The sequence below is a fragment of the Tessaracoccus palaemonis genome, assembly GCF_019316905.1.
Classification (GTDB): Bacteria; Actinomycetota; Actinomycetes; order Propionibacteriales; family Propionibacteriaceae; genus Arachnia; species Arachnia palaemonis.
Genome location: NZ_CP079216.1, coordinates 1779265 through 1802165 on the forward strand (window position 1 = coordinate 1779265; position 22901 = coordinate 1802165).

General features: G+C 70.4%; 20 protein-coding genes, 1 tRNA gene and 1 pseudogene. 10 read left to right on the plus strand and 12 right to left on the minus strand.

What is annotated here, in order from left to right:
- Nucleotides 1–6: 6 nt before the first annotated feature.
- The 4 genes from KDB89_RS08120 to cobF all read right to left on the minus strand — a co-directional run bounded on the left by KDB89_RS08120 (nt 7) and on the right by cobF (nt 6412).
- Nucleotides 7–2196, minus strand: a complete 2190-nt coding sequence (locus KDB89_RS08120) for a 6-phosphofructokinase (RefSeq protein WP_219084253.1) — start codon at nt 2194–2196, stop codon at nt 7–9.
- A gap of 17 nt (nt 2197–2213) precedes the next feature.
- Nucleotides 2214–2651, minus strand: a complete 438-nt coding sequence (locus tag KDB89_RS08125) for a DUF3052 domain-containing protein (RefSeq protein WP_219080011.1) — start codon at nt 2649–2651, stop codon at nt 2214–2216.
- 120 nt (nt 2652–2771) lie between these two features.
- Entirely contained in the window at nt 2772–5555 is a 2784-nt protein-coding gene (aceE, locus tag KDB89_RS08130; RefSeq protein WP_219080013.1) for a pyruvate dehydrogenase (acetyl-transferring), homodimeric type, read from the minus strand.
- A 122-nt stretch (nt 5556–5677) separates the two neighbouring features.
- Nucleotides 5678–6412 carry a precorrin-6A synthase (deacetylating) gene (cobF, locus tag KDB89_RS08135; RefSeq protein WP_219080015.1) on the minus strand — a complete coding sequence of 245 codons (735 nt, stop codon included), beginning with the start codon at nt 6410–6412 and terminating at the stop codon, nt 5678–5680.
- A 62-nt stretch (nt 6413–6474) separates the two neighbouring features.
- On the opposite strand from cobF, the gene KDB89_RS08140 reads away from it, so the two are divergent.
- The 5 genes from KDB89_RS08140 (at nt 6475) to KDB89_RS08160 (ending at nt 11377) form a co-directional block, all read left to right on the plus strand.
- Nucleotides 6475–7656 (plus strand): PucR family transcriptional regulator, encoded by a 1182-nt coding sequence (locus KDB89_RS08140; protein ID WP_219080017.1) that lies wholly within the window; start codon nt 6475–6477, stop codon nt 7654–7656.
- Nucleotides 7657–7806: 150 nt separating this feature from the next.
- Complete coding sequence (locus tag KDB89_RS08145) at nt 7807–8739, plus strand: ACP S-malonyltransferase (RefSeq protein ID WP_219080019.1); 933 nt, start codon at nt 7807–7809, stop codon at nt 8737–8739.
- A gap of 1 nt (nt 8740) precedes the next feature.
- Nucleotides 8741–9727: a beta-ketoacyl-ACP synthase III gene (locus KDB89_RS08150; RefSeq protein WP_439654885.1), complete on the plus strand. Its 987-nt coding sequence runs from the start codon at nt 8741–8743 to the stop codon at nt 9725–9727.
- 43 nt (nt 9728–9770) lie between these two features.
- Complete coding sequence (locus KDB89_RS08155; protein WP_219080023.1) at nt 9771–10016, plus strand: acyl carrier protein; 246 nt, start codon at nt 9771–9773, stop codon at nt 10014–10016.
- A gap of 101 nt (nt 10017–10117) precedes the next feature.
- Nucleotides 10118–11377 carry a beta-ketoacyl-[acyl-carrier-protein] synthase family protein gene (locus KDB89_RS08160; protein WP_219080025.1) on the plus strand — a complete coding sequence of 420 codons (1260 nt, stop codon included), beginning with the start codon at nt 10118–10120 and terminating at the stop codon, nt 11375–11377.
- Between the two features lie 117 nt (nt 11378–11494).
- Here the strand turns inward: KDB89_RS08160 and KDB89_RS08165 are convergent, their stop codons facing one another.
- On the minus strand, nt 11495–12019 hold the full coding sequence (locus KDB89_RS08165; RefSeq protein ID WP_219080027.1) for a DUF3145 domain-containing protein: 525 nt from the start codon (nt 12017–12019) through the stop codon (nt 11495–11497).
- Between the two features lie 142 nt (nt 12020–12161).
- On the opposite strand from KDB89_RS08165, the gene KDB89_RS08170 reads away from it, so the two are divergent.
- Nucleotides 12162–13991 carry an alpha/beta hydrolase family protein gene (locus tag KDB89_RS08170; RefSeq protein ID WP_219080029.1) on the plus strand — a complete coding sequence of 610 codons (1830 nt, stop codon included), beginning with the start codon at nt 12162–12164 and terminating at the stop codon, nt 13989–13991.
- Nucleotides 13992–14116: 125 nt separating this feature from the next.
- On the opposite strand, the gene KDB89_RS08175 is transcribed toward KDB89_RS08170, so the two are convergent.
- The 4 genes from KDB89_RS08175 to KDB89_RS08190 are packed head-to-tail and all read right to left on the minus strand — an operon-like array spanning nt 14117 to nt 18260.
- Nucleotides 14117–15073 carry a VWA domain-containing protein gene (locus tag KDB89_RS08175; RefSeq protein WP_219080031.1) on the minus strand — a complete coding sequence of 319 codons (957 nt, stop codon included), beginning with the start codon at nt 15071–15073 and terminating at the stop codon, nt 14117–14119.
- Complete coding sequence (locus tag KDB89_RS08180) at nt 15070–16035, minus strand: VWA domain-containing protein (protein WP_219080033.1); 966 nt, start codon at nt 16033–16035, stop codon at nt 15070–15072. The genes KDB89_RS08175 and KDB89_RS08180 overlap by 4 nt, the downstream gene beginning before the upstream one ends.
- Complete coding sequence (locus KDB89_RS08185) at nt 16036–17058, minus strand: DUF58 domain-containing protein (RefSeq protein WP_219084254.1); 1023 nt, start codon at nt 17056–17058, stop codon at nt 16036–16038.
- Nucleotides 17059–17117: 59 nt separating this feature from the next.
- Nucleotides 17118–18260, minus strand: a complete 1143-nt coding sequence (locus KDB89_RS08190) for an AAA family ATPase (protein ID WP_219084255.1) — start codon at nt 18258–18260, stop codon at nt 17118–17120.
- A gap of 61 nt (nt 18261–18321) precedes the next feature.
- Between KDB89_RS08190 and KDB89_RS08195 the strand changes: the two genes are divergently transcribed.
- The 3 genes from KDB89_RS08195 (at nt 18322) to KDB89_RS08205 (ending at nt 19950) form a co-directional block, all read left to right on the plus strand.
- Complete coding sequence (locus tag KDB89_RS08195; RefSeq protein ID WP_219080034.1) at nt 18322–19239, plus strand: hypothetical protein; 918 nt, start codon at nt 18322–18324, stop codon at nt 19237–19239.
- Nucleotides 19240–19277: 38 nt separating this feature from the next.
- A tRNA-Ile gene (locus KDB89_RS08200) sits at nt 19278–19354 on the plus strand.
- Between the two features lie 128 nt (nt 19355–19482).
- Nucleotides 19483–19950 (plus strand): hypothetical protein, encoded by a 468-nt coding sequence (locus KDB89_RS08205; RefSeq protein WP_219080036.1) that lies wholly within the window; start codon nt 19483–19485, stop codon nt 19948–19950.
- A gap of 147 nt (nt 19951–20097) precedes the next feature.
- Here KDB89_RS08205 and KDB89_RS08210 read toward each other — a convergent pair whose 3' ends face one another.
- A complete protein-coding gene (locus tag KDB89_RS08210) occupies nt 20098–20628 on the minus strand; it encodes an IclR family transcriptional regulator (protein WP_255555847.1) in 531 nt (176 codons plus the stop codon).
- Nucleotides 20629–20721: 93 nt separating this feature from the next.
- Nucleotides 20722–20907: pseudogene (locus KDB89_RS14750) on the minus strand (helix-turn-helix domain-containing protein); the annotation flags it as partial.
- 129 nt (nt 20908–21036) lie between these two features.
- Here KDB89_RS14750 and KDB89_RS08215 point away from each other — a divergent pair.
- Nucleotides 21037–22053: a zinc-dependent alcohol dehydrogenase gene (locus KDB89_RS08215; RefSeq protein WP_219080040.1), complete on the plus strand. Its 1017-nt coding sequence runs from the start codon at nt 21037–21039 to the stop codon at nt 22051–22053.
- Between the two features lie 10 nt (nt 22054–22063).
- Here the strand turns inward: KDB89_RS08215 and KDB89_RS08220 are convergent, their stop codons facing one another.
- Nucleotides 22064–22891 carry an HpcH/HpaI aldolase family protein gene (locus KDB89_RS08220; protein ID WP_219080042.1) on the minus strand — a complete coding sequence of 276 codons (828 nt, stop codon included), beginning with the start codon at nt 22889–22891 and terminating at the stop codon, nt 22064–22066.
- Between the last annotated feature and the right edge of the window lie 10 nt (nt 22892–22901).

Genomic DNA, 22901 nt, shown 5'->3' on the forward strand with positions numbered 1-22901 from the left:
GCGCCGCTACTCCTGGCCGGGGCGGCGACTGAGCTGGTCGAACACCGGACGCAGTGCCGTCCACCACTGTTCGCGGGGGCGCTGGACGTCCCAGTCCATCCCCGCGAGCACCCGGCGGAGCGGAGCCATCAGTTCCGGCTCATCGCTCGCCGCAGCGACATAGTCCTTCCTGCCCTCGGAGAGCTGGGAATCGAGGTTGGCGATGGCCATGAAGGCGAGCCGCGTCGCGTTGATGCGGTCGAACGGGCTGGGCGTGCCACCCTGCTGCATGTGGCCGATGACCGCCTGGCGCACCGAGTACGTGCCCCTGCCCTCGGCCTCGAAGAGCTTGGCCACCACGTCGCTCGTGTAGAACTCGCTGGTCTCCTCTCCCATCACCGTGAGGTAGAAGGAGCGACCGCTCGCGAACGAGTCGACCAGGGCCGCGACGTCCTGCGTCAGTTCCTCCAGCGTGATGCCACCCTCCGGGGTGTACGCCTTCTCCGCGCCGGCCGCCAGCCCGCCGACCAGCGGCAGGAAGCCGCAGCCGCGGCCCATGGTCTCGACGACGAAGGCCCGCTTGGACGCCGAGGCGGACATGCGGACCATGTCGATGACATCGACGACCGTGTTCAGCGCCGTGTCCGAGCCGACGGCCATCGGCCAGGCCGGCAGGTTGTTGTCGATGCTCGCGGGCAGCAGCGCGATCGGGATGTTGAACGCCGGGTAGCGCCGACGCTCGCGTTCCATGATGTCGACGGTGGCGTAGGCGTGGTGGCCGCCCATCACCAGCAGCGCGTCGATCTCGTTCTCCTCGAGAGAGCGGGCCATCTGGTAGAGGTCGCCCTCGGTCGGCACGTAGCGGCGGGTGCCGAACGTTGCTCCGCCGGTGTTGGCCATGCCCTCGACATCGGACCACAGCACCTCGCGCATCTCGCCCGCCACGAGTCCCGGCACGCCACCCTGCACGGCCATCATGTGGTACCCGCGGTCGAGTCCCGCCCGGACCGCCACGCGGGCCAGCTGGTTCATGCCGGGCGCCAGTGCGCCGGCGTGCATGATCGCGATCCGCTTGGCATGCTCGGACGTGGCGACCGTGGGCGTCGTCTCTATCAGGATCCGGTAGATGTCGATCATCCGGGTGAATCCCGCTCCGCGGGCCTTGACCGCATCCTCGTAGTCCCCCGAGGCGATGAAGTCGGCGACCTTCGTGGTGTCCTCGACGGCCTTCAGCAGCGGCTGGGCGCAGACCTGGTCGCGCCGCACGCCGACGAGCACCGGCTCGGCGTCGGCCTTGGCGCTCAGCACCTGATCGACGGCCTCGACGCCGCACGCGGTCGCCATCCACCTGTCGTAGGCCGATGGTGTGCCACCGCGCTGGACGTGCCCGAGGATCGTGATCCGGGCCTCCTCGCCCGTGCGGTCCTTCATGACCTGCTGGATCCGCTGCGAGGTGATGGGCTCGCCTTCGCGGTCCGCGGCCCCCTCGGCGACGACGATGATCGAGTCGCGGCGACCCGCCGCGCGGCCGCGGCCCAACACCTCGACCATGCGGTCCTCCCAGCCCTCGCGAGGCGGGGACTCCGGAAGGAACGTGTAGTCGGCTCCGCCGGCGATGGCGGTCATCAGCGCGAGGTAGCCGCAGCGGCGGCCCATGACCTCGACGATGAACGTGCGACGGTGCGACTCCGCGGTGGAGCTGATCGCGTCGATGGCCTCGGTGATCCGGTGCATCGCGGAGTCGGTGCCGATCGTCATGTCGGTCCCGACCATGTCGTTGTCGATCGATCCGACCAGGCCGGCGATGAACAGTCGAGGGTGACGCTCGGCCTGTTCCCGGGAGATCCGGCCCTGCTCGAGCAGCTGGGCGACATAGTCGGGCCACCTGAGCAGCAGCGCCCGGCTGCCCGTCAGCGACCCGTCGCCGCCGATGACGATGAGGCGGTCGATGCCGCGGGCGATGAGGTTCTCGACCGCCTTCAGCTGCCCCTCGGGTGTGCGGAACTCGGTCGAGCGGGCCGTCCCGATGACGGTGCCGCCCTTGTTCAGGATGCCGGAGACGTCGCTCCAGCCGAGGTGGACGATGTGGTCCCCGCCCTCGATGGCCCCCTGCCAGCCTTCGCGGATCGCGAAGACCTCGGCTCCCTTGTGGATGCCCGCGCGCACGATGGCGCGGACCGCCGCGTTCATCCCCTGGGCGTCGCCGCCCGAGGTCATGACCCCGATGCGGGCCGTCACCGACGCGCGCCCTTGGGGCGAACGACGCGGGTCGCCTGCCAGTCGTCGGCGCAGTTCGCGGTGCTGGTCAGCGAGAGTCCGGCGACGGTCACCCCCTCGGCGATGGAGGCGGGATCGATGAAGCCGGGACGGCCGACCTTCGGGGTGAGCAGCCAGATCCAGCCCTTGCCGGAGAGGTCCGTCATGGCGTCCACGAGGCCGTCGGCCACGTCGCCGTCCTCGTCGCGCCACCAGAGCACCACGACGTCGACGGCCTCGAGGGGCTCCTCGATCATCTCGGCGTCGATGATGTCCATGATGTCGTCGCGGAGCGCGTCGTCGACGTCCTCGTCCCACCCGAGCTCCTGGACGACCTGACCGAGTGCGAGCCCCAGGAGGTCAGCGCCCGCGAGGGCATCGGTCGACGTGCGGTCGTTGCTTTCTGCCTTGTCCACGGACTCAAGATTGCCAGATAGTGCGCATCTTTTCACCGGGGACCCCCGCTAGTGACCAGTGGACGGCCGACGGGGCCGGCCCCTTCCGGGACCGGCCCCGTCGGGTATCCGGGCTGGAGGTCAGGCGTCGCCGCCGGCGTTGCCGGACGACCCCTTGGTCACATCGTCCAGTTCGTACTTCGCGGCGGCCTGCGTCGCCCACTCCTGCGGGACCTCGCCCGCGGCGGCGAGGCGCTGCAGCACCGCGACCGCGATCGACGGTCCGTCGATGTTGAAGTAGCGACGGGCGGCCGCCCTGGTGTCGGAGAAGCCGAATCCGTCGGCGCCCAGCGTCGTGTAGTCGCCGGGGACCCACTCGCGGATCTGGTCGGGGACCGCGCGCATGAAGTCGGACACCGCAACGACGGGGCCGGGCGCGTCGGTGAGCTTCTTCTCGACCCAGGTGGGCTCGATCTGGCCGAACGGGTCGCGGAACCTGGCCTTGTCGTGGCTCAGGCCCTCGCGGCGCAGCTCACCCCAGGAGGTGACGCTCCACACGTCGGCGACCACCCCGAAGTCGTTCTTCAGGAGTTCCTGGGCCTCGAGCGCCCACGGGACGCCGACGCCGGAGGCGAGGATCTGCGCGCGACGCGCGTTGGCGTCGACGCCCTCGAAGGAGCCGGGCCTCAGCAGGTACATGCCCTTGAGGATGCCCTCGACCTCGACGCCCTCGGGCTCGGCCGGCTGGACGATCGGCTCGTTGTAGACCGTCAGGTAGTACATGACGCTCTCGGGCTTCTCGCCGTACATGCGGCGCAGGCCGTCGGCGACGATGTGCGCGATCTCGTACCCGTAGGCCGGGTCGTAGCTGGCCACGGCCGTGTTGGTCGAGGCGATCATGGGCGAGTGGCCGTCCATGTGCTGCGTGCCCTCGCCGGTCAGGGTCGTGCGGCCGGCGGTGGCGCCGATCAGGAAGCCGCGCGACAGCTGGTCGGCGGCGGCCCAGATGGCGTCGGCGGTGCGCTGGAAGCCGAACATCGAGTAGAAGATGTAGATCGGCACCATCGGCTCGCCGTGCGTGGCGTACGACGTGGCCGCGGCGGTGAACGCGGCGGTCGAGCCGGCCTCGTTGATGCCGGTGTGCAGGATCTGGCCCGACTTCGACTCCCGGTAGCTGAGGAACAGCTCGTTGTCGACCGGCGTGTAGTTCTGGCCGTGCGGGTTGTAGATCTTGATGGTCGGGAAGAACGCGTCCATGCCGAACGTGCGCGCCTCGTCGGGGATGATCGGGACGACGCGGGGAGCGAACTCCTTGTCGCGCATCAGGTCCTTGAGGAGGCGGACGAAGGCCATGGTCGTGGCGACCTGCTGATTGCCGGATCCCTTCTTCGACGACGCGTAGGCCTTCTCGCCGGGCAGCGAGATGAACTTCCGGTCGCCGCGACGCTCCGGCAGGTAGCCGCCGAGCTCGCGACGGCGCTCCTGCAGGTACTGGATGCGGGGATCGTCCTGGCCGGGGTGGATGTACGGCGGGCGGTACGGGTCGGCCTCGAGCTGCTCGTCGGTGACGGGCACGTTGACGCGGTCGCGGAAGCCCTTGAGGTCGTCGAGGGCCAGCTTCTTCATCTGGTGCGTGGCGTTGCGGCCGGCGAAGTGCTTGCCGAGGAAGTAGCCCTTGATGGTGTGCGCCAGGATCACGGTCGGGGCGCCAGTGAACTCGGTGGCGGCCTTGTACGCGGCGAAGACCTTGTTGTAGTCGTGGCCGCCGCGCGTCAGGCGCCAGATGTCGTCGTCGCTCCAGTCCTTCACCATCGCGGAGGTGCGGGGATCGCGGTCGAAGAAGTGCTTGCGGACGAACTCGCCGTCGTTGGCCTTATAGGTCTGGAAGTCGCCGTCGGTCGTGGAGTTCATCAGGTTGACCAACGCGCCGTCGGAGTCGTTCTCCAGCAGCGGATCCCAGCCGCGGCCCCAGACGACCTTGATGACGTTCCAGCCGGCGCCGCGGAAGAACGCCTCCAGCTCCTGGATGATCTTGCCGTTGCCGCGGACCGGGCCGTCGAGGCGCTGCAGGTTGCAGTTGACGACGAAGGTCAGGTTGTCGAGCTCCTCGTTGGCGGCCAGCTGCAGCGCGCCGCGCGACTCGACCTCGTCCATCTCGCCGTCGCCGAGGAACGCCCAGACGCGCTGCTGGGAGGTGTCCTTGATGCCGCGGTTGTGCAGGTATCGGTTGAACTGCGCCTGATAGATCGCGTTGATCGGGCCGATGCCCATCGACACCGTCGGGAACTCCCAGAAGTTCGGCATCTGGTGCGGGTGCGGGTAGCTGGGCAGCGCGTGCAGCTTCCCGTCCGAGGCGTAGTGCGAGTGCTCCTGGCGGAAGCCGTCGAGGTCGTCCTCGCTCAGGCGGCCCTCGAGGAAGGCGCGGGCGTACATGCCGGGGGACGCGTGGCCCTGGAAGAACAGCTGGTCGCCGCCGCCCGGGTGGTCCTTGCCGCGGAAGAAGTGGTTGAAGCCCACCTCGTATAGCGTCGCCGAGGAGGCGTACGAGGCGATGTGGCCCCCGACACCGACGCCGGGGCGCTGCGCGCGGTGCACCATGATGGCCGCGTTCCAGCGGAGCAGCCGACGGATGCCGCGCTCGAGCGTCTCGTCGCCGGGGAACGCCGGCTCCTTGCTGGCGGGGATGGTGTTGACGTAGTCGGTGCCGGTGAGCGAAGGCACGCCGATCTGACGCTCGCGCGCCCGCTCCAGCAGCTTCAGCATCACGTAGCGGGCCCTGTTCCTGCCCCCTGCCTCGATGACGCCGTCCAGGGACTCCAGCCATTCGGCGGTCTCTGCGGGGTCGATGTCGGGCAGATTGGTTGGCAGGCCGTTGAGAATCGGGCCGACCTCGTTCTGAGCCACTTCTGGTTCCTCTCCACGCATACGATCGGCAGCCTTACCGTGGGGTGCTGCCGCTCCCGACACCCTACCGTGCTATGGAACGCGTCGCCGACATGTCGACCCCGCCAGGACCCGCGACGCCCCGTCTCGAAGCGGTGGACAGGTCAGGACTGGACCCTCAGCAGATAGGTGTCCTGAATCCACCCGTGGTGCGCGACAAGCTGCTCCCGTAGCCTCAGCAGGTCGTCGATCACCTGACCGAGCGGCCCGTTGGCCAGCACCTGGTCGGGGGTGCCCAGGTAGGCGCCCCAGAACACCTCGATCTCTGGGAACTCCGCCACGAGCCCGCGGCAGGCCAGCTCGGTGTCATTGAGGACGACGACGTCCCCGAGTGCCGGATCGAAGTCCTTCAGCAGTCGCGGGCCGCTGACAAAGGAGACGCTGCCGTCGGTCCGGTTGAGCGGGATGCGATGCGCTGCGGCCAGCACCTGCGGCGCGCTCACCCCGGGGATCACGGTAACGCGCAGCGGCAGCCGCGAGCTCAACGCGTCGACGATGCGCAGGATCGAGTCGTACAGAGCCGGGTCGCCCCAGCTGAGGAACCCGACGCAGGCGTCGTCGTCGAGCCCGGAGATGATGGCGGAATAGGTCTCGAGCGTCGCCTGATCCAGGTCGTCGACGGCGCCGCCGTCCGGCCGGTCCAGCACCGTGATCACGCGGTGCTGACGTCGCACATGCCGACGCAGCAACTCCGAACGGAGCCACACCAGGTCGGCCTGGTCGGTGGCAGAGTCCGCGACCAGGAACACGTCGACACTGTTCATGGCCTCGACGGCATCCAACGTGAGGTGCCCGAACCCGCCGGGGCCCATACCGATCACGAATACGTTGCGCGCCACGTGCCGCACGATAGTGGATCGTCGCCGCACGACGCGTGCTGAGCGGGGACTAGGGTGCAGGGATGGACCCCCGCCCCGGCACCGCACCAGCCCTGGTCGCCTCCGCGCGCACCCGTTCGGCGATGCTCCGCAGACTCACGGCCGCCACCGCCCAGATGAACACCGCGACCCTGACGGCCATGACGGAGCGCCACGTCTGGTTCTCCGAACTCGACCCCGAGTCACGCTCCTGGATCGGGGTGCTGGCCCGAACCGGAATCGACGGCTTCGTGACCTGGTTCGCCGGCGAGGAGTTCGACCCCGAGTCCATCTTCGACGCGGCGCCGCGCGCCATGGCCAGGCGCATCACGCTCGCGCAGACCGTCGACCTGGTCCGCACCACCACGGACGTCGTCGAGGAGCAGATCGCCCATCTGCTCCCCCGCAGCGACCGGCAGCCGCTGCAGTTGGGCATCGTGCACTACTCGCGCGAGGTGGCGTTCGCCGCCGCCGCGATCTACGCCAAGGCGGCCGAGGCCCGCGGCGCATGGGACTCCCGTATCGAGGCGACGATCGTCGACGCCGTCGTGCGGGCCGAGACGGACGAGTCGGTGCTCTCGCGGGCTTCGACACTGGGCTGGCCGGCCGACCCGAGGGTCGTCGTCGCGATCGGCGGCGCCCCCGACACCAGGCAGCTCGACGGCCTGCGTCGCGGCGCGTCGCGGCTGGGCATGGAGGTGCTGGCGGCGCCGCAGGGTGACCGGCTGGTCTGCATCCTCGGCGGACCCGGCGTCGGCGACGCCGTCGAGACCTGCGAGCGGGTCGGGCAGCTCGCCGAGTTCTTCGCGCCCGGCCCGATCGTCGTCGGCCCCACCGTCGACGGGCTCGCGGGCGCCCACCGTTCCGCCCGCTCCGCCGCGTCCGGCTACCGGGCGGCGAAGGCCTGGCCCGAGGGGCCCCGCACACTGCTCGCCAGCGACCTGCTGCCGGAGCGTGCGCTCGCCGGAGACGGACATGCCCGCCGCATCCTGGCCGGCGACGTCTACCCGTCGCTGGCCGCCAGCAAGGAGCTGCTCGAGACCTGCGTCGGCTTCCTCGACTGCGGATCGTCGATGGAGGCCACCGCGCGCGCCCTGTTCGTGCACCCCAACACCGTGCGCTACCGCCTCAAGCGCATCCAGGACCTGACCGGCTACAACCCAGCCGACGCGCGGGAGGCGTTCGTCCTGCGGATGGCGATCACGCTGGGGCGTCTGCAGGACTGAACAGGGCGGTTTCAGCGCTCCCCACAAGCCCACCACCCCCACCCGGAGCTCGCATCGCCACCCCCTTGTGGGGATCCCACAAACGCGCGCCCGGCATTTTCAACGTTTCGCAGCCGACCTCGGCCGGCGCGAGGGGGCAAGGTAGGGCATGTGCTAGCCATCGTTGCGCCAGGTCAGGGCGCCCAGACTCCCGGTTTCCTCGCCCCGTGGCTCGAGGACGCCTCCCTCGCCGCGCAGCTGGCCGCCCTGAGCGAGGTCAGTGAGCTGGACCTCGCGCACTACGGGACGCAGGCCGACGCCGACACCATCCGCGACACGGCCGTCGCCCAGCCGCTGCTGGTCGCCGCCGCGCTGCTCACCGGCCGCGCGCTGCTGGGCTCCGACACCTCGGCTGTCGGTGCCTTCGCCGGCCACTCGGTCGGCGAGCTCGGCGCGATGGCGCTGGCCGGCGCCATCTCCGACGACGACGCGCTGGTGCTGGTCCGCGAGCGTGGCCGCGCGATGGCAGAGGCCTCCGCGGCCAGGCCGACCTCCATGACCGCCGTACTGTCCGGCAACGCCGACGAGGTGCTCGCCGCGATCGAGGCCGCCGGCCTGACCGCCGCCAACAACAACGGCACGGGCCAGATCGTCGCCGCCGGCACGGTCGAGCAGCTCGCCGCCTTCGCCGAGAACCCGCCCCGCCGTGCCCGGCTCGTGCCGCTGAGCGTCGCCGGCGCCTTCCACACCGTGCACATGGAGCCCGCGGTCGCGCACCTACGCACGGTGGCCGCGGGGGTCGCCACGCACGACCCGGTCGTGCCGCTGCTGTCGAACCGCGACGGCGCCGTCGTCACCTCCGGCGCGGACGCGCTCGAGCGGATGGTGAACCAGGTCGCGAACCCGGTCCGCTGGGACCTCTGCATGGCCACGCTCGTCGACCTGGGCGTCACCGGCCTGCTGGAGCTCGCGCCCGCCGGCACCCTGGCGAAGATCGCCACCAGGAACCTGAAGGGCGTCGAGACCTTCCAGCTCGACACCCCGGACCAGCTCGACGAGGCCCGTGCCTTCGTCGCCGCCCACGCCACCACCGAAAGCGAGTGACATCGTGCCCCTCAAGAGCTCTACCGGCGCACAGTACGCGCGTCTGATGTCCGTGGGTGCCGCGCGCGGCAGCCGCGTGGTCACCAACGCCGAGATGTGCACCATGATCGACTCCACCGACGAGTGGATCACGCAGCGCACCGGCATCACCGAGCGCCGTTGGGTCGCCGAGGGCGAGGACGTCGAGACCCTGGCGCTGGAGGCCGCGTCGAAGGCCATCGAGCGAGCCGGACTGCAGGCGACCGACATCGACGCGATCATCGTCTCGACCGTGTCCCACTTCCAGCAGACCCCGTCGCTCGCGACGATCATGGCCGCCAAGCTCGGCATGGACGCCCCCGCCGCGTTCGACATCTCCGCAGCCTGCGCGGGCTTCTGCTACGGCGTCTCGCTGGCGGAGTCGATGGTCCGCTCCGGCTCCGCGACGCACGTGCTCGTGCTCGGCGCGGAGACCCTGTCGCGCTACACGGACTTCAACGACCGCTCCACCGCGTTCCTGTTCTCCGACGGCGCGGGCGCTGTCGTCGTCGGCCCCTCCGAGACCCCGGCCATCGGCCCCACCGTGTGGGGATCGAAGCCCGAGGCCTACCAGGTCATCGAGATCGACGACTGGCGCACCGCCGGCGACGAGGGCCCCAAGATCCACATGGAGGGCCGCGAGGTCTTCAAGTGGGCGACCACCGCGATCGTCGGCAAGGCCGTCGAGGCGCTCGAGGCCTCCGGCCTCACCCCGGATGAGCTGGACTGCTTCATCCCGCACCAGGCGAACAACCGCATCACCGACTCGATGCTGCGCCACCTCAAGCTGCCCGAGGACGTCGTCGTCGGCCGCGACATCATCTCGATGGGCAACTCGTCGGCCGCCTCGATCCCGCTCGCCATGGAGGAACTGCTGACCTCCGGCAAGGCGAAGAGCGGCGACTCCGCACTCATCATCGGCTTCGGCGCCGGGCTGGTCTTCGCGGGCCAGACCCTGCTGCTCCCCTGAACCACCGTCCACCCTGACAGACCCAACAAGTAAAGGAACCACCATGGCAAGCACCGAAGAGATCCGCACCGACCTCGCCGAAATCGTCAACGACATCGCCGGCGTCGCCGCGGACGACGTCCAGCTCGACAAGTCCTTCATCGACGACCTCGGCGTCGACTCCCTCTCGATGGTCGAGATCATCTACGCCTGCGAGGACAAGTTCGGCGTCTCGATCCCCGACGAGGACTCCAAGAACCTCAAGACCGTCGGCGACGCCGTCGCCTACATCGAGCGCGCCTCCAACTGACGCCTCAGCGGTGGGCGGCCAGGCGCCGCCCACCGACCGGCGCCCCGCGCCGCTCCCCCACACCGGGCCCATCGGCCCGCCGCTATGAGTTCAGGAGAGACATGTCCGACGCGATCGTCATCACCGGCATCGGCGCCACCACCCCGCTGGGCGGCGACGTCAGCAGCACCTGGGACGCCCTGCTCGCCGGCCGCTCCGGCGTCGTCTCCCTCACCGAGGAGTGGGCAGAGGCCCTGCCCACCCGCATCGCCGCCAGGGCCGCCGTCGACCCGCTCGAGGTGATCGATCGCGTCGAGGCGCGCAAGCTCGACCGCTCGTCGCAGCTGATGCTCGTCGCAGGACTCGCCGCCTGGGCCGACGCCGGCCTCGGGCTCGGCGAGGACAACCAGCTCGACCGCGACCGCATCGGCGTCGTCGCCGCCACCGGCATCGGCGGCCTCCACACCCTGCTCGGCCAGTGGGACGTCATGAAGGAGAAGGGGCTCCGCCGCGTCTCCCCCTTCACCATCCCCATGCTGATGGCCAACGCCCCCGCCGCGAACCTCGGCCTGCGGCTGGGCGCCCGCGCCGGGATCCACACCCCTGTCTCCGCCTGCGCATCGTCGAACGAGGCGATCTCGCTCGGCCTCGACATGCTGCGCCTCGGCCGCGCCGACACCGTCCTGGTAGGCGGCGGCGAGGCCGTCATCCATCCGCTGCCGATCGGCGCCTTCGGCCAGATGCAGGCCCTGTCACGCCGCAACGACGAGCCGGAGCGGGCGTCGCGCCCGTGGGACGTCGATCGCGACGGATTCGTGCTCGGCGAGGGTGCCGCCCTGCTCGTGCTTGAGCGGCTCGACGCTGCGAAGGCGCGCGGCGCGAAGATCTACGGCACGGTCCGCGGCTCGGGCATCTCCGCCGACGGCCACGACATCGTGCAGCCCGACCCCGACGGCTACGGCCAGGCGCTGGCGATGCGCCGCGCCGTCGCCGACGCGGGCATCTCGCCCGCCGACGTCGTGCACATCAACGCGCACGGCACGTCGACTCCCCAGGGCGACGTCACCGAGGCCCACTCGATCCGCAAGGCGCTGGGCCCCGACGCCGAGCACGTCGTCGTCAACTCGACCAAGTCCATGACGGGTCACCTGCTCGGCGGCGCCGGGGCGCTGGAGACCGTCGCGACGGTGCTGGCGCTGAAGAACCGCGTCGTGCCCGGCACGATCAACGTCGACAACATCGAGCCCGACCTGCCGATCGACGTCGCCACGTCCAACCGGGCCCTGCCCGCGACCGGCGACCTCGTCGCGATCAACAACAGCTTCGGCTTCGGCGGCCACAACGTCGCCATCGTCGTGAGCAACGAGAACGTCACCGACTGACGGCTCACGGGGGTGCGATGAGCACGACACACTTCTCGTCGCGAGGATGAACGGTCACATGGCCGTTTCAGCTCGACGGGAAGGAGGATGTGCTCATCGCGGCCTCGGGCGACGGGGTCAGACGACCTGGTGCAACCAGCGGATCGGGGCGTCCTCCGTGGCGTAACGGAACACGTCGAGTTCCTCGTCCCACGGCACGCCCAGCAGCTTCTCGAGCGCCTTGTGGATCGGCTCGCCGCCCAGCGCGTCGTTGGCGACGGCGTGCTTCAGCCTGTCCTCCGGGACGTGGATGTCGCCGTGGATGCCGACGATCGCCGTGAACGACCCCAGCGTCGGGGTGAAGCAGAAGCGCTGACCGTCGGAGGACCGCGTCGGCTCCTCCGTGATCTCGAACCTCGCCTGCCCCAGCCGCGCGAGTGCCGACGCGAACGCCGCGCCGCTGCCGATGTCGCCGGTCCAGGCGGCCTCCGCGCGCTGCGCTCCCCGCTCGGCGGGCTGATTCGTCCAGTCGAACTGCAGGCGTGCTCCCGCCACCGCGCCGATCGCCCACTCGATGTGAGGGCACAGCGCTGCCGACGCGGAGTGGATGTAGATCATCCCGCGCGCCTGGGGCTGGCTGGTCGAAGGAGTTCGAGCAGTCATGGTGGGTACCTCCTGGTCGGGCCCTAATTGCCTTCCCCTGCGATCGGGGCCCGTCCAGGTGCGGGGCCAATTCTGCCGTGACCGGGGGCCACGCGCAACGCCGGCCTTGAAAGCCCACGCGGGGGCAAGTAGGAATTGACGCATGGCAGCACGTTCGCTCGACTCCGTCCTGAACTACCCCGACGCGATCTCGCAGGTCCGCGCGACCGACGACGCGGTGTTCTGGCTGGCCTCCCTCGCCGCCCAGGACGGTCGGGTGACCGTCCGCCGCCTGCGGGACGGGGCCGTTGAGGACCTGACCCCCGACGCGAATGTGCGCTCCCACGCGATGGAGTACGGCGGCGGCGCCTACGCGGTGGCCGCGGACCTGCTCGCCTTCTGCGACGTCACGACGGGCAGGGTCATGGTCCGCGACACCTTCGGCACCCGCCCCATCACGATCGACCAGCGACGCTTCGTCTACGGCGGGCTGGAACTCGTGCCGTCGGAGGGACTCGTGCTCGCCGTCCGAGAGGACCACCATGCGCAGCCGGAGGCCCGGACCGAGATCGTGGCCCTGGATCTCGACGGCGACAACCCGTCGGGCGGTCGGGTCATCGCCACCGGTGCGGACTTCTACGCAGCCGTGACCGTGCTGGACGGGCGGGTCGCCTGGATGCAGTGGGACCACCCGAACATGAGCTGGGACACCAGCTCGGTGTGGTCCGCGACGCTCGCTGACCCGTCCGACGCCGCCCCGGTCTACTCCCGCGACGACGTCTCGGCGAAGGACCCGCTGTGGGTCGCACCGGGCGACCTCGCCTTCGTCGCCGACGACAGCGGCTTCTGGAACTGGCGCATCGACGGCGGGAACCGCTGGCGCACCGACCTGGACTGCGCCGCCCCGACATGGGTGCTGAACCCGCCCGCGGCCGCCATCCTGCCCGGCGGCCGCGTCGCGTCGCTGGTCATCGACGACGGTTTCGGGACCGTCGGGATCTGGACCCCCGCCACCGGAGAGGTCGCGAACCCGCTGCCCGGCACCACCTACGTCGAGTCGCTGGCCGTCAGCGGCGAGGACCTCCTCGTCGTGGCCGAGTGGGCCGACCGCGCCGCGACGCTGCACCGCGTTTCCGCCGACGGCACGGTCAGCCAACTCGCCGGGCCGACCGACCCGGAGGCCGACGTCACGGTCCCCACTGCCCTGTGGTGCGACGGCGAAGCCGGCCCGGTCCACTCCTGGCTCTACTCGCCCGCCGGCGCCGCGCCGGCTCCCCTGATCGTCATGACGCACGGCGGCCCCACCTCGATGGCCACCGCGAGCTTCGACGCCACCGTCCAGTTCTGGGTCTCGCGCGGCTTCGGGGTGCTGGACGTGAACTACTCCGGCTCCACGGGCTTCGGCCGCGCCTACCGCGACCGCCTCAAGGGGAACTGGGGCATCTACGACGTGACCGACGCGACCGCCGCGGTCGCCGAGGTGGTCTCCCGTGGCCTGGCGGACCCGGCCAGGGTCGCCATCACCGGCGGGTCGGCCGGCGGCTACACGACGCTGCGGGCCCTCACCTCGACCGACGTCTTCACGGCCGGCGTCAGCCGCTACGGGATCGGCGACCTCACGACGCTGGTCACGGACACGCACAAGGCCGAGTCGCGCTACCCGCACTCGCTGATCGCGCCGTGGCCCGCGGGTCGGGCAGTCTACGAGGACCGCTCCCCCATCAACCACCTCGACCGGCTGCGCACGCCGATGCTGATCCTGCAGGGCACCATCGACAAGGTGGTCCCGCCGAGCCAGGCCGTCGCGATGGCCGACGCCGTGCGCGCCGCGCACCTGCCCGTCGCGCTGCTCCTGCTGGAGGGCGAGGGCCACGGCTTCCGCGCGATGGCGACCCGGCGGCTCGCGCTCGAGGCGCAGGTGTCGTTCCTGGAGCAGGTCTTCGGCCTCCCCCAGAGCCCCGACGTGCCCGTGCTGCCGATCGAGAACCTGTAGGCGTTTCCGCCGGGTCGTTGAGCTCGTTGAAACGCCTCGAGCGCAGCGAGGGGAGAACCCTTCGCTCCGCTCAGGGCCCAACGACGAAGCTCAGGGAACCGAGGAGACAAGCTCAGGGAACCCGATCAGGGCCAGCGGGCACCGAGCGAGATGACGCCCAGGGCGGCGAGGACCGCGAAGATGATCGCCAGGCCCGCGTAGCGGTCGGTGACCTCCGCGGCGACCTGCTCCGTGCCCACGGACTGGCGGATGGCCTCGTAGACCTCGTTCAGCTGCCCCGCCGACTCGGCCGCGTACTTCTTGCCGCCGGAGATGCGGGCGATCTCGCTCAGCTCATAGTGGTCGACGGCGACGCGCTGGCGCTGACCGTCCTGCACGACGTAGCCGTTGTCCGTGCCGAAGGCGATGGTGTAGACGGGGACGCCCTGCTCCTTCGCCACCTCGGCGGCGCCGGCGGACGAGCGGCCGATGTTGGTGGCGCCGTCGGACAGCAGCACGATCGCGGCAGGGGCGACCGCCTCCGGGTCGTCGGGGTCCTCCGGCACCTGGGTGAGCGCCTCGAGGCTCGTGTAGATCCCCTCGCCCACCGCGGTGGACGGGCCCATCTCCAGCGCGTCGATCGCGCGGTCGATCACGTCGCGGTCGACGGTCGGCGGCACGGCGATGGACGCGGTGCCGGCGAACGAGACCAGCGCCACGTTGAAGCGCTCCGGCAGCGACTCTACGAACTCCTTCGCCGCCGTCTGGGCAGCCTGCATGCGGTTCGGCGACACGTCCTCGGCCTCCATGGACCACGAGACGTCGATCGCGACGACCACCGTCGCCCGGTCGCGAGGCTTGTCGACCAGGTCGGTCGGCATGGCCCAGGCGACGATGAGCGACGCGAGGCTGAGCAGCGCGAGCAGCACCGCCCCGTGGCGCTTCCAGGCGGCGTCCTTCGGGACGACGATCCGCAGCCGCGAGCTCATGGGCCGCTTCACGGTGCGACCGGACAGCACGACGTACAGCACGGCGATCACAGGGATCACCACCAGGGCCCACAGGCGGGGCGCGGCGAGGAACTCCATGGCGAGCGGGGTCATCGTGGCCACCTCGCGGCCATGAACACCGCGCCGAGCGCCGCGACGACGGCGAAGCCGAGCGCGATGGAGGCGTATGTCGCGGTGATGGGCTTGGACACTTCCTCGTAGCCGACGACCGACCCGATCTGCCGGTAGGCGTCCTTGAGCGACGTCAGGTCGTCTGCGGCGACGGACTTCCCGCCCGTGGCGGTGGCGATCTGCTTCAGCGTCTCCGGGTCCGGTGCGACGTTCTCGCGCTGCCCGTCGACGTCGACGTACCCGTTCTCCGTGCCGTACGCGATGGTGAAGATCGGGATGTCCCGGTCGCGGGCCTGAGCGGTGGCCTCCGTCGCCGACGCCCCCTCGGTGTTGGTGCCGTCGGAGAGCATCACGATCATCGCAGGCGCCTCCTCCTCATCGTCGCCGACGGGGGCCTGGTCGACCGCCTTCAGCGCCTGCGTGATGGAGTCGCCGATCGCCGTCCCGTCGCTCAGCTGGAGCGCCTCGATCGCGCGCTGGGTGGCTCCCCGGTCGGTGGTCGGCGGGATCGCGATGGACGGGTCGCCATCGAGGCCGACGACGGCGACGTTGAAGCTGCTCGGGAGGTCGTTCATGAACGCGACGGCTGCGGTCTGCGCGGCGGCCAGCCGGTTGGGGCTGACGTCGGTCGCTGACATCGACAGGGACGTGTCGACGACGAGCACCACCGTCGCCCGCTCCCGGGGCTGCTTCTCGACGCCAAGGGGATTGGCGTAGGCCAGCCCCAGCGCGATCAGCGAGGCGAGCGACATCGCCACGAACAGGTGCCGGGTCCAGCGACGCTGCGAGCCGACGATGCGGCCGAGCACGCCGGTGTTGGTGTAGCGCAGCGCGACGCGGCCCTTGAGCCGCAGCAGGATCAGGTACGCGATGATCAGGACGGGAAGCAGCACCAGGGTCCACAGCCGGTCCGGGTTCTGGAAGTCGGGGATCCAGTCGAGCATCTAGCGGCTCACCCCCTGCGGCGGCTGGTGCAGCATGCCGGCGACGCGGCGGTAGTTCAGCACGAAGCGGGCGATGTCGGCCACCCAGTCGCGGTCGGTGCGCAGCTGGATGTGCCCGGCGCCGGCGCGGCGCAGCGCGAGCCGGACGCGGTCGCGCTGTGCCTTGGAGGCGGCGTCCATCCGTCGACGGGCGGCGTCGTCGGAGGTGTTGACGTAGCGCGCGAACGACGTCTCCGGGTCGCGGATGAGCATCTCGCCGACGTCGGGGAACTCCAGCTCGTGACGGTCGACGACCTCGATGCACAGCACCTGGTTGCGCACCGACAGGCGGCGGATCGCCCGCTCCCACGGCGGCGGGACCTCGGGGTCGAGCTCGGCGTCGCCCGGGGTCAGGAAGTCGGAGACGACGACCCGCATGCCGCGGCGACGCTGCGAGCGGTTGAGTTGTTCGATGCCGTCCGCCAGTTCGAGGTCGCCGGGGGCGTGGTCGGCGACGATCGGCTCGGTCAACATCTTGCGCAGCAGCCCGTACAGGGCGGTGCGCCCGGAGCGGGCCGGCAGCCTCTTGACCTGATCGGGGCGCATCATCATGCCGCCGAACCGGTCGCCCATCTTCTGGCTGAGGAAGCCGATGGTGGCGATGGCCGCGATGCCGAGGTCGCGCTTGGTGATGCCCTCGGTGCCCCAGTTCATCGACGGGGTCACGTCGAGCAGCGCCCAGACCTCCAGCTCGCGGTCCGCCATGGTGTCGCGGACGTGCGGGACGGTCGTGCGGGCCGTGACGGCCCAGTCCATCTTGCGGACGTCGTCCTGGCCGGGCTGGTAGACGCGGGCGTCGTTGGTGTCGGACCCGGGCCCGGGGAGCAGGCCGAGGTGATCGCCGTGCAGGAAACCCTCGAGGCGGCGGACGATGGTGAGCTCGAGACGGCGCAGCGCGGCCTCGGGGGCCAGCTTGTTCAGCGGCACCGTCGGCCCGGTCGGGACCCGCAGCACCGAGAACTCGGCGCCCTGCGGGTCGGGCACGGCGAGCCTCGGCCCCTCGGGGGGGCCGTCGAGGCTGAATCCGGGTCGGGCCACGGGTCTCAGTTGTGGCCGGGCTGGTGGGCGTGCTGCTGGTGGCTGGCCTGGCGCTGCTGGTCGTTCCACACCGGCGTCGGGGCGGGCACCATCGCCAGGATCCTGTCCACGACGTCGGTGACGGAGACGTTGTCGGCCACCGCGTCGAAGCCGAGCACGATGCGGTGCGCCATCACGTCGCGGGCCACGGCCTGCACGTCGGTCGGGAGCACGTAGTCGCGGCCGTTGATCAGCGCCAGCGCGCGGGACGCGGCCACCAGGCCGAGCGTGGCGCGCGGCGAGCAGCCGATCTGGATGACGCTGGTGAGGTCGGGCATGTTGAAGTCGGCCGGCGTGCGGGTCGCGAGTACCAGCCGCACGATGTACTCGGCGACCAGGTTGTGCACGAAGACGTTGCTCGCCATGTCCTGCAGGTGGCGCACCACGGCGGGGTTGAGCACGACGTCGGCCTCGGGCGGGGAGACGCTCATGCGGCGCAGGATCTCGAGCTCCTCGTTGCCGCGCGGGTAGGGCACGTCGACCTTGAGCAGGAAGCGGTCCCGCTGCGCCTCGGGCAGCGGGTAGACGCCCTCGGACTCGACGGGGTTCTGCGTGGCGATGACGATGAACGGCTTGGGCGCCGGGTACGTCTTGCCCGCGATGGAGACCTGCTTCTCGGCCATCAGCTCGAGCATGGCGGACTGCACCTTGGCGGGCGCGCGGTTGATCTCGTCCGCCAGCACGAAGTTCACGAAGACGGGTCCCAGTTCGATCTCGAAGCTCTCGGCCTTCGCGGAGTAGATGCGGGTGCCGACGATGTCGGAGGGCACCAGGTCGGGCGTGAACTGCACGCGGGCGAAGTCGCCGCCGACCACGGTCGCGAACGAGCGGACGGCCAGCGTCTTGGCGACGCCGGGGACGCCCTCGAGCAGGCAGTGGCCCTTGGCCAGCAGCGCGACCATCAACTGCTGCACCATGTGCTCCTGGCCGACGATGACGCACTGCACCTGGGAGATGGCCTTGCCCAGGAGCGTTGCTGCATCCGCGACGCTGGTGGGCAGCTGGGAATCTGGCGCCTGCGGTGTGCTCACGCGGTCACTCCTTGGGATGTGTCGTCGGGTCCGCCACAACGATAGCGCCCCCACGCCAGCACACCGTCGCGGCGACATCGCGTCCAGGGCGGCCGCGCTGGTGGGCGCCAACTTGGCCCGGTGTGGTTCGATAGTGGCGATGAGCAACGAGTCAGTCCCCGACGACGGCACCGGTTCCGTCCCGCTGGCGACGCATGCTCCGTTGCTGGACACCGATCCGGTGAAGGTCGGCGATTTCTGGCTCGACGCCCGCCTCAACGCGACCCCCGCCGGCACCACCTATGTGGCCCACGAGAGCGGCGGCGACGCCGTCATGCTGATCCTGCTCTCGGCCGGTGCGGCGCGGGACGCGGCGGCGAGGTCGCGGTTCTCCGGCGAGATCAACGCCATGCACATCGACACCGTCGTGGCCCGCGGCGGCCAGGACCAGGACGAGGGTCTCCTCAAGGTCCGGTTCCGGCCCGAGGACGACGACCCGACGCTGGTCGGTCACACCCCACTTGCCCCGTGGGCCGCCCTCGCCTTCGACGGGTCAGCCGATGCCGCCCGCGAGGCCATGCGGGTGCTGCGCGCCATCGACCTGATGATGTCGCCTCCGCTCAGCGAGCCGTCGGGGCCGGACTACAAGCTGCACTGGATCGACGACACCGCCACGGGCACGACCCGCGTGTGGCCGCTCTCCTGGCCGGGCCGCAAGGACCGCGCCGGCTGGATCACCATCCTGGTCTCGTTCCTGCTGATGGCGCTGATCGCGGCGCTGGCGCTGCTGCTCGCGATCCTCGTGTTCCAGAACCAGCCGCTCGTCAACGCTCCCCAGCCGATCCCGTCGTCGGCCGAGGGGTCCGGCGGCTCCGGGTCCCCGAGCGGCTCGCCGTCCGAGGGATCCGGTTCCCCGTCAGGCTCGGCCTCCGGATCGCCGTCCGAGTCGGGCGGCTCCCCCAGCGGCAGCCCGTCGCCAGGCGACGAGAACAACCCGTACTCGCACTCACCGTCGATGAACATCCCGAGCGGGTCCCAGTCCGGCCCCGGCGACCCGTCTCCCAACCCCAAGCTCTGACGATTCCGCGCTGGCCCGCTAGGGTTGGGGCCGCACGAGGGGCGTTAGCTCAGCCGGTTAGAGCAGCGGACTCATAATCCGCCCGTCGCGGGTTCGAGCCCCGCACGCCCCACCACTTCCACCTCCGAGACAGCGCGCGAACAAGTACTACCCCGAGTGGACCTCGCGTCGAAACCGGGCTATCGCCCGCGCAGACGCTCTGGTCGAAGTAGCCTCCCGAGTACCGAACCAGGAGGTCTTCTGATGGGACGACGCATTCCGCTGGCGCTGTCGGCGCTCGTGCTCGTCGGGCTGACAGCGTGCACCGCCGCGCCCCGGGCGACAGACCCACCGAGCCCGACGGGAGCCCCGACCCCGGTGGGTTCGCCGACCGTGTCCGCCACCGGCTCCTCCTTCGAGGTGCCCGAGTCCCCGAGCGCCGAGGCGGTCGCCTATGCGGAAGCTGGGGACGGTGAGGTGGGGACCCATGTCGGTCCGGCCACCGACGGCAGTTACGTCGTGCGCGCGGCCTGCGTGGGGGCACCCCGCATCAGCTACGAACTCGTCGTTGACGACACACCCGTATCGTCCGCGACCTTCGACTGTGGGGCCGAAGTGGTCAACACCGCCTTCACCGGCAGCGCAGAGAGCGTGATGATCCGGTTCCCCGACCCGCCAGCGCAGGCGGAAGCCCTCGCGGAGGTGATCCCCGAGGACGCCCTCGGACGCTGACGGCGTCAGCGTCCGAGGAGAGGCAGCTGCTCGCGGACCTTCTCGACGAGGTGACGGTCCGGGCGCGAGAGGCCGAGCCCGCGGCGCCCGATCCGCGGGATCGGCTGGGGCAGCGTGATGACGGCCTCGGGCCGGCGACAGCCGGCATCAGGAAGTACCGGAGTCCCGACTACCGGTCGGCACTCCACGCGACATCGACCCGTCCATCATCATTCTGATGTCACCGACGGCGGAGATCAGCACCTCGAGTGGGGTGCGGTACGCCAAGGCCGAGACGCTGACGGCGCCGTCACCGAACGCGGTGGTCAGGCGGACGGCGATGCAGTTGATGCCCATCTCGTTCTCCTGATCATCGATGGCATACCCACGCTCTCGGGTAGCCATCAGCTCGACCGCGAAATCCTCGTCGTCCGTCAGGGTATTGGGAGTGCGCTGCTCGACGGGGTGGGCGCGCCCCCACTCGAGCGCCTCAGCGCGCGTCGAGAATCGCGCTGCAAGCAGTGCCTTTCCGACTCCCGTTGCCCGCGCCGGATTACGGCCTCCGATGACGGAGGTCAGCCGTACGGCACCGGATGGGGGGTCCACCTTCGCCCGGTAGACGACCTCGTCACCGTCAAGAACCGCATAGTGGGCGGTCTCCCCGAACCGCCCTGCGAGCGCCTCGAGGACCGGAGCCACGCTCACAGACTCCGGCCGGGCCGTCTGGTACTGGTTCGCGATTCTCAGGAGCTCGTCACCCAGGGCATACCGCCCCCCCGGAAGGCGCGAAGCGAATCCCGCGCGACACAGAGTCGCCAACGCGCGGTGAACCGTCGACTTCGGGCTCGACACCGCGCCCGCCAACTCATCCAGGGACGCGCCGTCGGGCCTTCCCCCCAGCTCCGCCACCAGAGCAAGGACACGGTCAGCACCCACCAGCCGCGCACCCTCGTCACGCCTGTCGTCCACGCGCATCATTCGACCTCCGGCTCGATAGTCAACCTCAGCCGATTCTAGCTGATGCCACTAATTCGAATCGCCTTCTGTCAGGTGGAATCCGATAGAATTCCCGGGTAGGCACGGCCCAAGTCCCAGGAGAACCCGAATATGCGCGCTTTCGTCATCACCGCCCCCGGCCGCGGAGAGGTTCAGGAGGTCGCCACACCCAGAGCAACGCCCGGCTCAGTCGTGGTCGCGGTCGAGCGCGTGGGCGTGTGCGGAACAGACGCGGAGTTCTTCGGCGGGGAGATGGCCTACCTGGCAACCGGGGAGGCGTCCTACCCGATGCGCATCGGTCACGAGTGGTGCGGGCGTGTCATCGAGGTCGGCGAAGGCGTCTCGGAGGACTGGCTCGGCCGACGCGTGACTGCAGACACCATGCTCGGCTGCGGCTCATGCCGCCGATGCACCTCCGGCAGGCAGCACCTGTGCGAGGACCGCTTCGAGATCGGCGTCCGCCGAGGTTTCCCCGGGGCGCTGGCGGAACGCATCGCGGTGCCTGCGAAGGCGCTGGTGACGCTCGGGGAAATCGACGCATTGGCTGGGGCCATGGTGGAGCCTGGCGGCAACGCCCTGCGCTCCGTTCGCGGCGCGAAGGTGAAGCCCGGGGACAGCATGCTGGTGATCGGCGCCGGAGCGATCGGGCTCCTGGTTGCCCAGATCGCTCGGGCCAAGGGCGCCGACGTGCACCTGCTCGGCCGCTCAGCCCGGTCCCTGGATTTCGCCCGCACCCTCGGATTCACGCAGTCCACGACCCTGGAGGACCTGGACCGGAGCATCCCCTTCGACAGCGTGGTGGACGCATCGAATGCTCCCGGGTCCCCCGCCCTCGCCACCGAACTCGTTGAGCCCGGAGGCAGGATCGTCCTGGTCGGCCTGTCGGGGACCCCGAGTCTCATCGACACCCGCACGGTCGCACTCGCCGATGTGACGGCGGTCGGCGTGTTGTCCGCGTCGGGAGGCCTTGAGGAGACCGTGGAGCTGTACGCGTCGGGTGCCGTGGACCCGCGCCCGCTGGTTGCGGCGACGGTCGGCCTCGGCCGGGTCGCAGCCGTGCTCGCCGGGCAACGTCCCGAGGGGGCAGGTGCCGGGCCCAAGATCCATGTGGACCCGACACTCCTCTGACCGCCGCGGATCAGTAGGGCGCGGGGCCGGTTGGCACGGCCCCGGCCTCGCCGCCTCTGGCGGCCCGGACGGCCGCTCCGACGGCCTGCTGCAGCAGGCCCGTGTCCTGGGCGATGGTGACCATCGACACGCCGCGCTCAACCCAGTCCTCTCCCATGGCGGGATCGGAGCAGTGGAGCCCGACTGCGATGCCGCGCTGTCGACAGGCATCGACAACGCGCTGGATCAGTGCGGCAACCTCTTCGCTGTCCCGGTAGGTCCGCCGACCGAGACCACAGGCGAGAGCGAGATCGTTCGGCCCGATGTACACACCGTCGAGGCCCGGCGTGGCCACGATCGCGTCCAGGTTGGCCACCCCCTCAGCCGTCTCGATCATGACCAGACACAGGGCGGTTGAGTCCTGCTCCGCGGGGGAAGGGGCACCGTCGGAGCGTACATAGCCGAACATCGGCCCCCAACTCCTGACGCCATGGGGCGGGAATCGGCAGGCTGCGACGGCTGAGGCCGCCTCCTCCGCGGTCGAGACCATCGGCACCACCACGCCCGCCGCGCCACAGTCCAGCGCCCGCATGATCTCGGCCCCGTCCTTCCAGGGCACCCGCACGATGGGGGCGCGTCCGGCGCCACGCATCACCTGAGCGAGTACGGGCAACTCCGAGAAGGTCGTGACGCCGTGCTGAAGATCGATGCACACGTAGTCGGCCTCGGATGCCGCGACCAGTTCGGCCACCGATGCATCGGGGATCGAGCTCCAGATGCCGTAGGCGCCATCACCTCCCGCCCAGGTATCGCGAAGCCGGGCGACGGTGCGCGCCACAGTGCCATGTGAGTGGTCCATAGGTTCTCCT

Bases quoted from the DNA above. Each gene is read 5' to 3' on its own strand.
- KDB89_RS08220 (WP_219080042.1), bottom strand. From the start codon at position 22,891: ATGGACCACTCACATGGCACTGTGGCGCGCACCGTCGCCCGGCTTCGC.
- KDB89_RS08160 (WP_219080025.1), top strand. From the start codon at position 10,118: ATGTCCGACGCGATCGTCATCACCGGCATCGGCGCCACCACCCCGCTG.
- KDB89_RS08205 (WP_219080036.1), top strand. From the start codon at position 19,483: ATGGGACGACGCATTCCGCTGGCGCTGTCGGCGCTCGTGCTCGTCGGG.
- KDB89_RS08195 (WP_219080034.1), top strand. From the start codon at position 18,322: ATGAGCAACGAGTCAGTCCCCGACGACGGCACCGGTTCCGTCCCGCTG.
- KDB89_RS08175 (WP_219080031.1), bottom strand. From the start codon at position 15,073: ATGACCCCGCTCGCCATGGAGTTCCTCGCCGCGCCCCGCCTGTGGGCC.
- KDB89_RS08170 (WP_219080029.1), top strand. From the start codon at position 12,162: ATGGCAGCACGTTCGCTCGACTCCGTCCTGAACTACCCCGACGCGATC.
- KDB89_RS08120 (WP_219084253.1), bottom strand. From the start codon at position 2,196: ATGACCTCGGGCGGCGACGCCCAGGGGATGAACGCGGCGGTCCGCGCC.
- KDB89_RS08190 (WP_219084255.1), bottom strand. From the start codon at position 18,260: ATGTCGCCGCGACGGTGTGCTGGCGTGGGGGCGCTATCGTTGTGGCGG.
- KDB89_RS08140 (WP_219080017.1), top strand. From the start codon at position 6,475: ATGGACCCCCGCCCCGGCACCGCACCAGCCCTGGTCGCCTCCGCGCGC.
- KDB89_RS08165 (WP_219080027.1), bottom strand. From the start codon at position 12,019: ATGACTGCTCGAACTCCTTCGACCAGCCAGCCCCAGGCGCGCGGGATG.
- aceE (WP_219080013.1), bottom strand. From the start codon at position 5,555: ATGCGTGGAGAGGAACCAGAAGTGGCTCAGAACGAGGTCGGCCCGATT.
- KDB89_RS08215 (WP_219080040.1), top strand. From the start codon at position 21,037: ATGCGCGCTTTCGTCATCACCGCCCCCGGCCGCGGAGAGGTTCAGGAG.
- KDB89_RS08155 (WP_219080023.1), top strand. From the start codon at position 9,771: ATGGCAAGCACCGAAGAGATCCGCACCGACCTCGCCGAAATCGTCAAC.
- KDB89_RS08180 (WP_219080033.1), bottom strand. From the start codon at position 16,035: ATGCTCGACTGGATCCCCGACTTCCAGAACCCGGACCGGCTGTGGACC.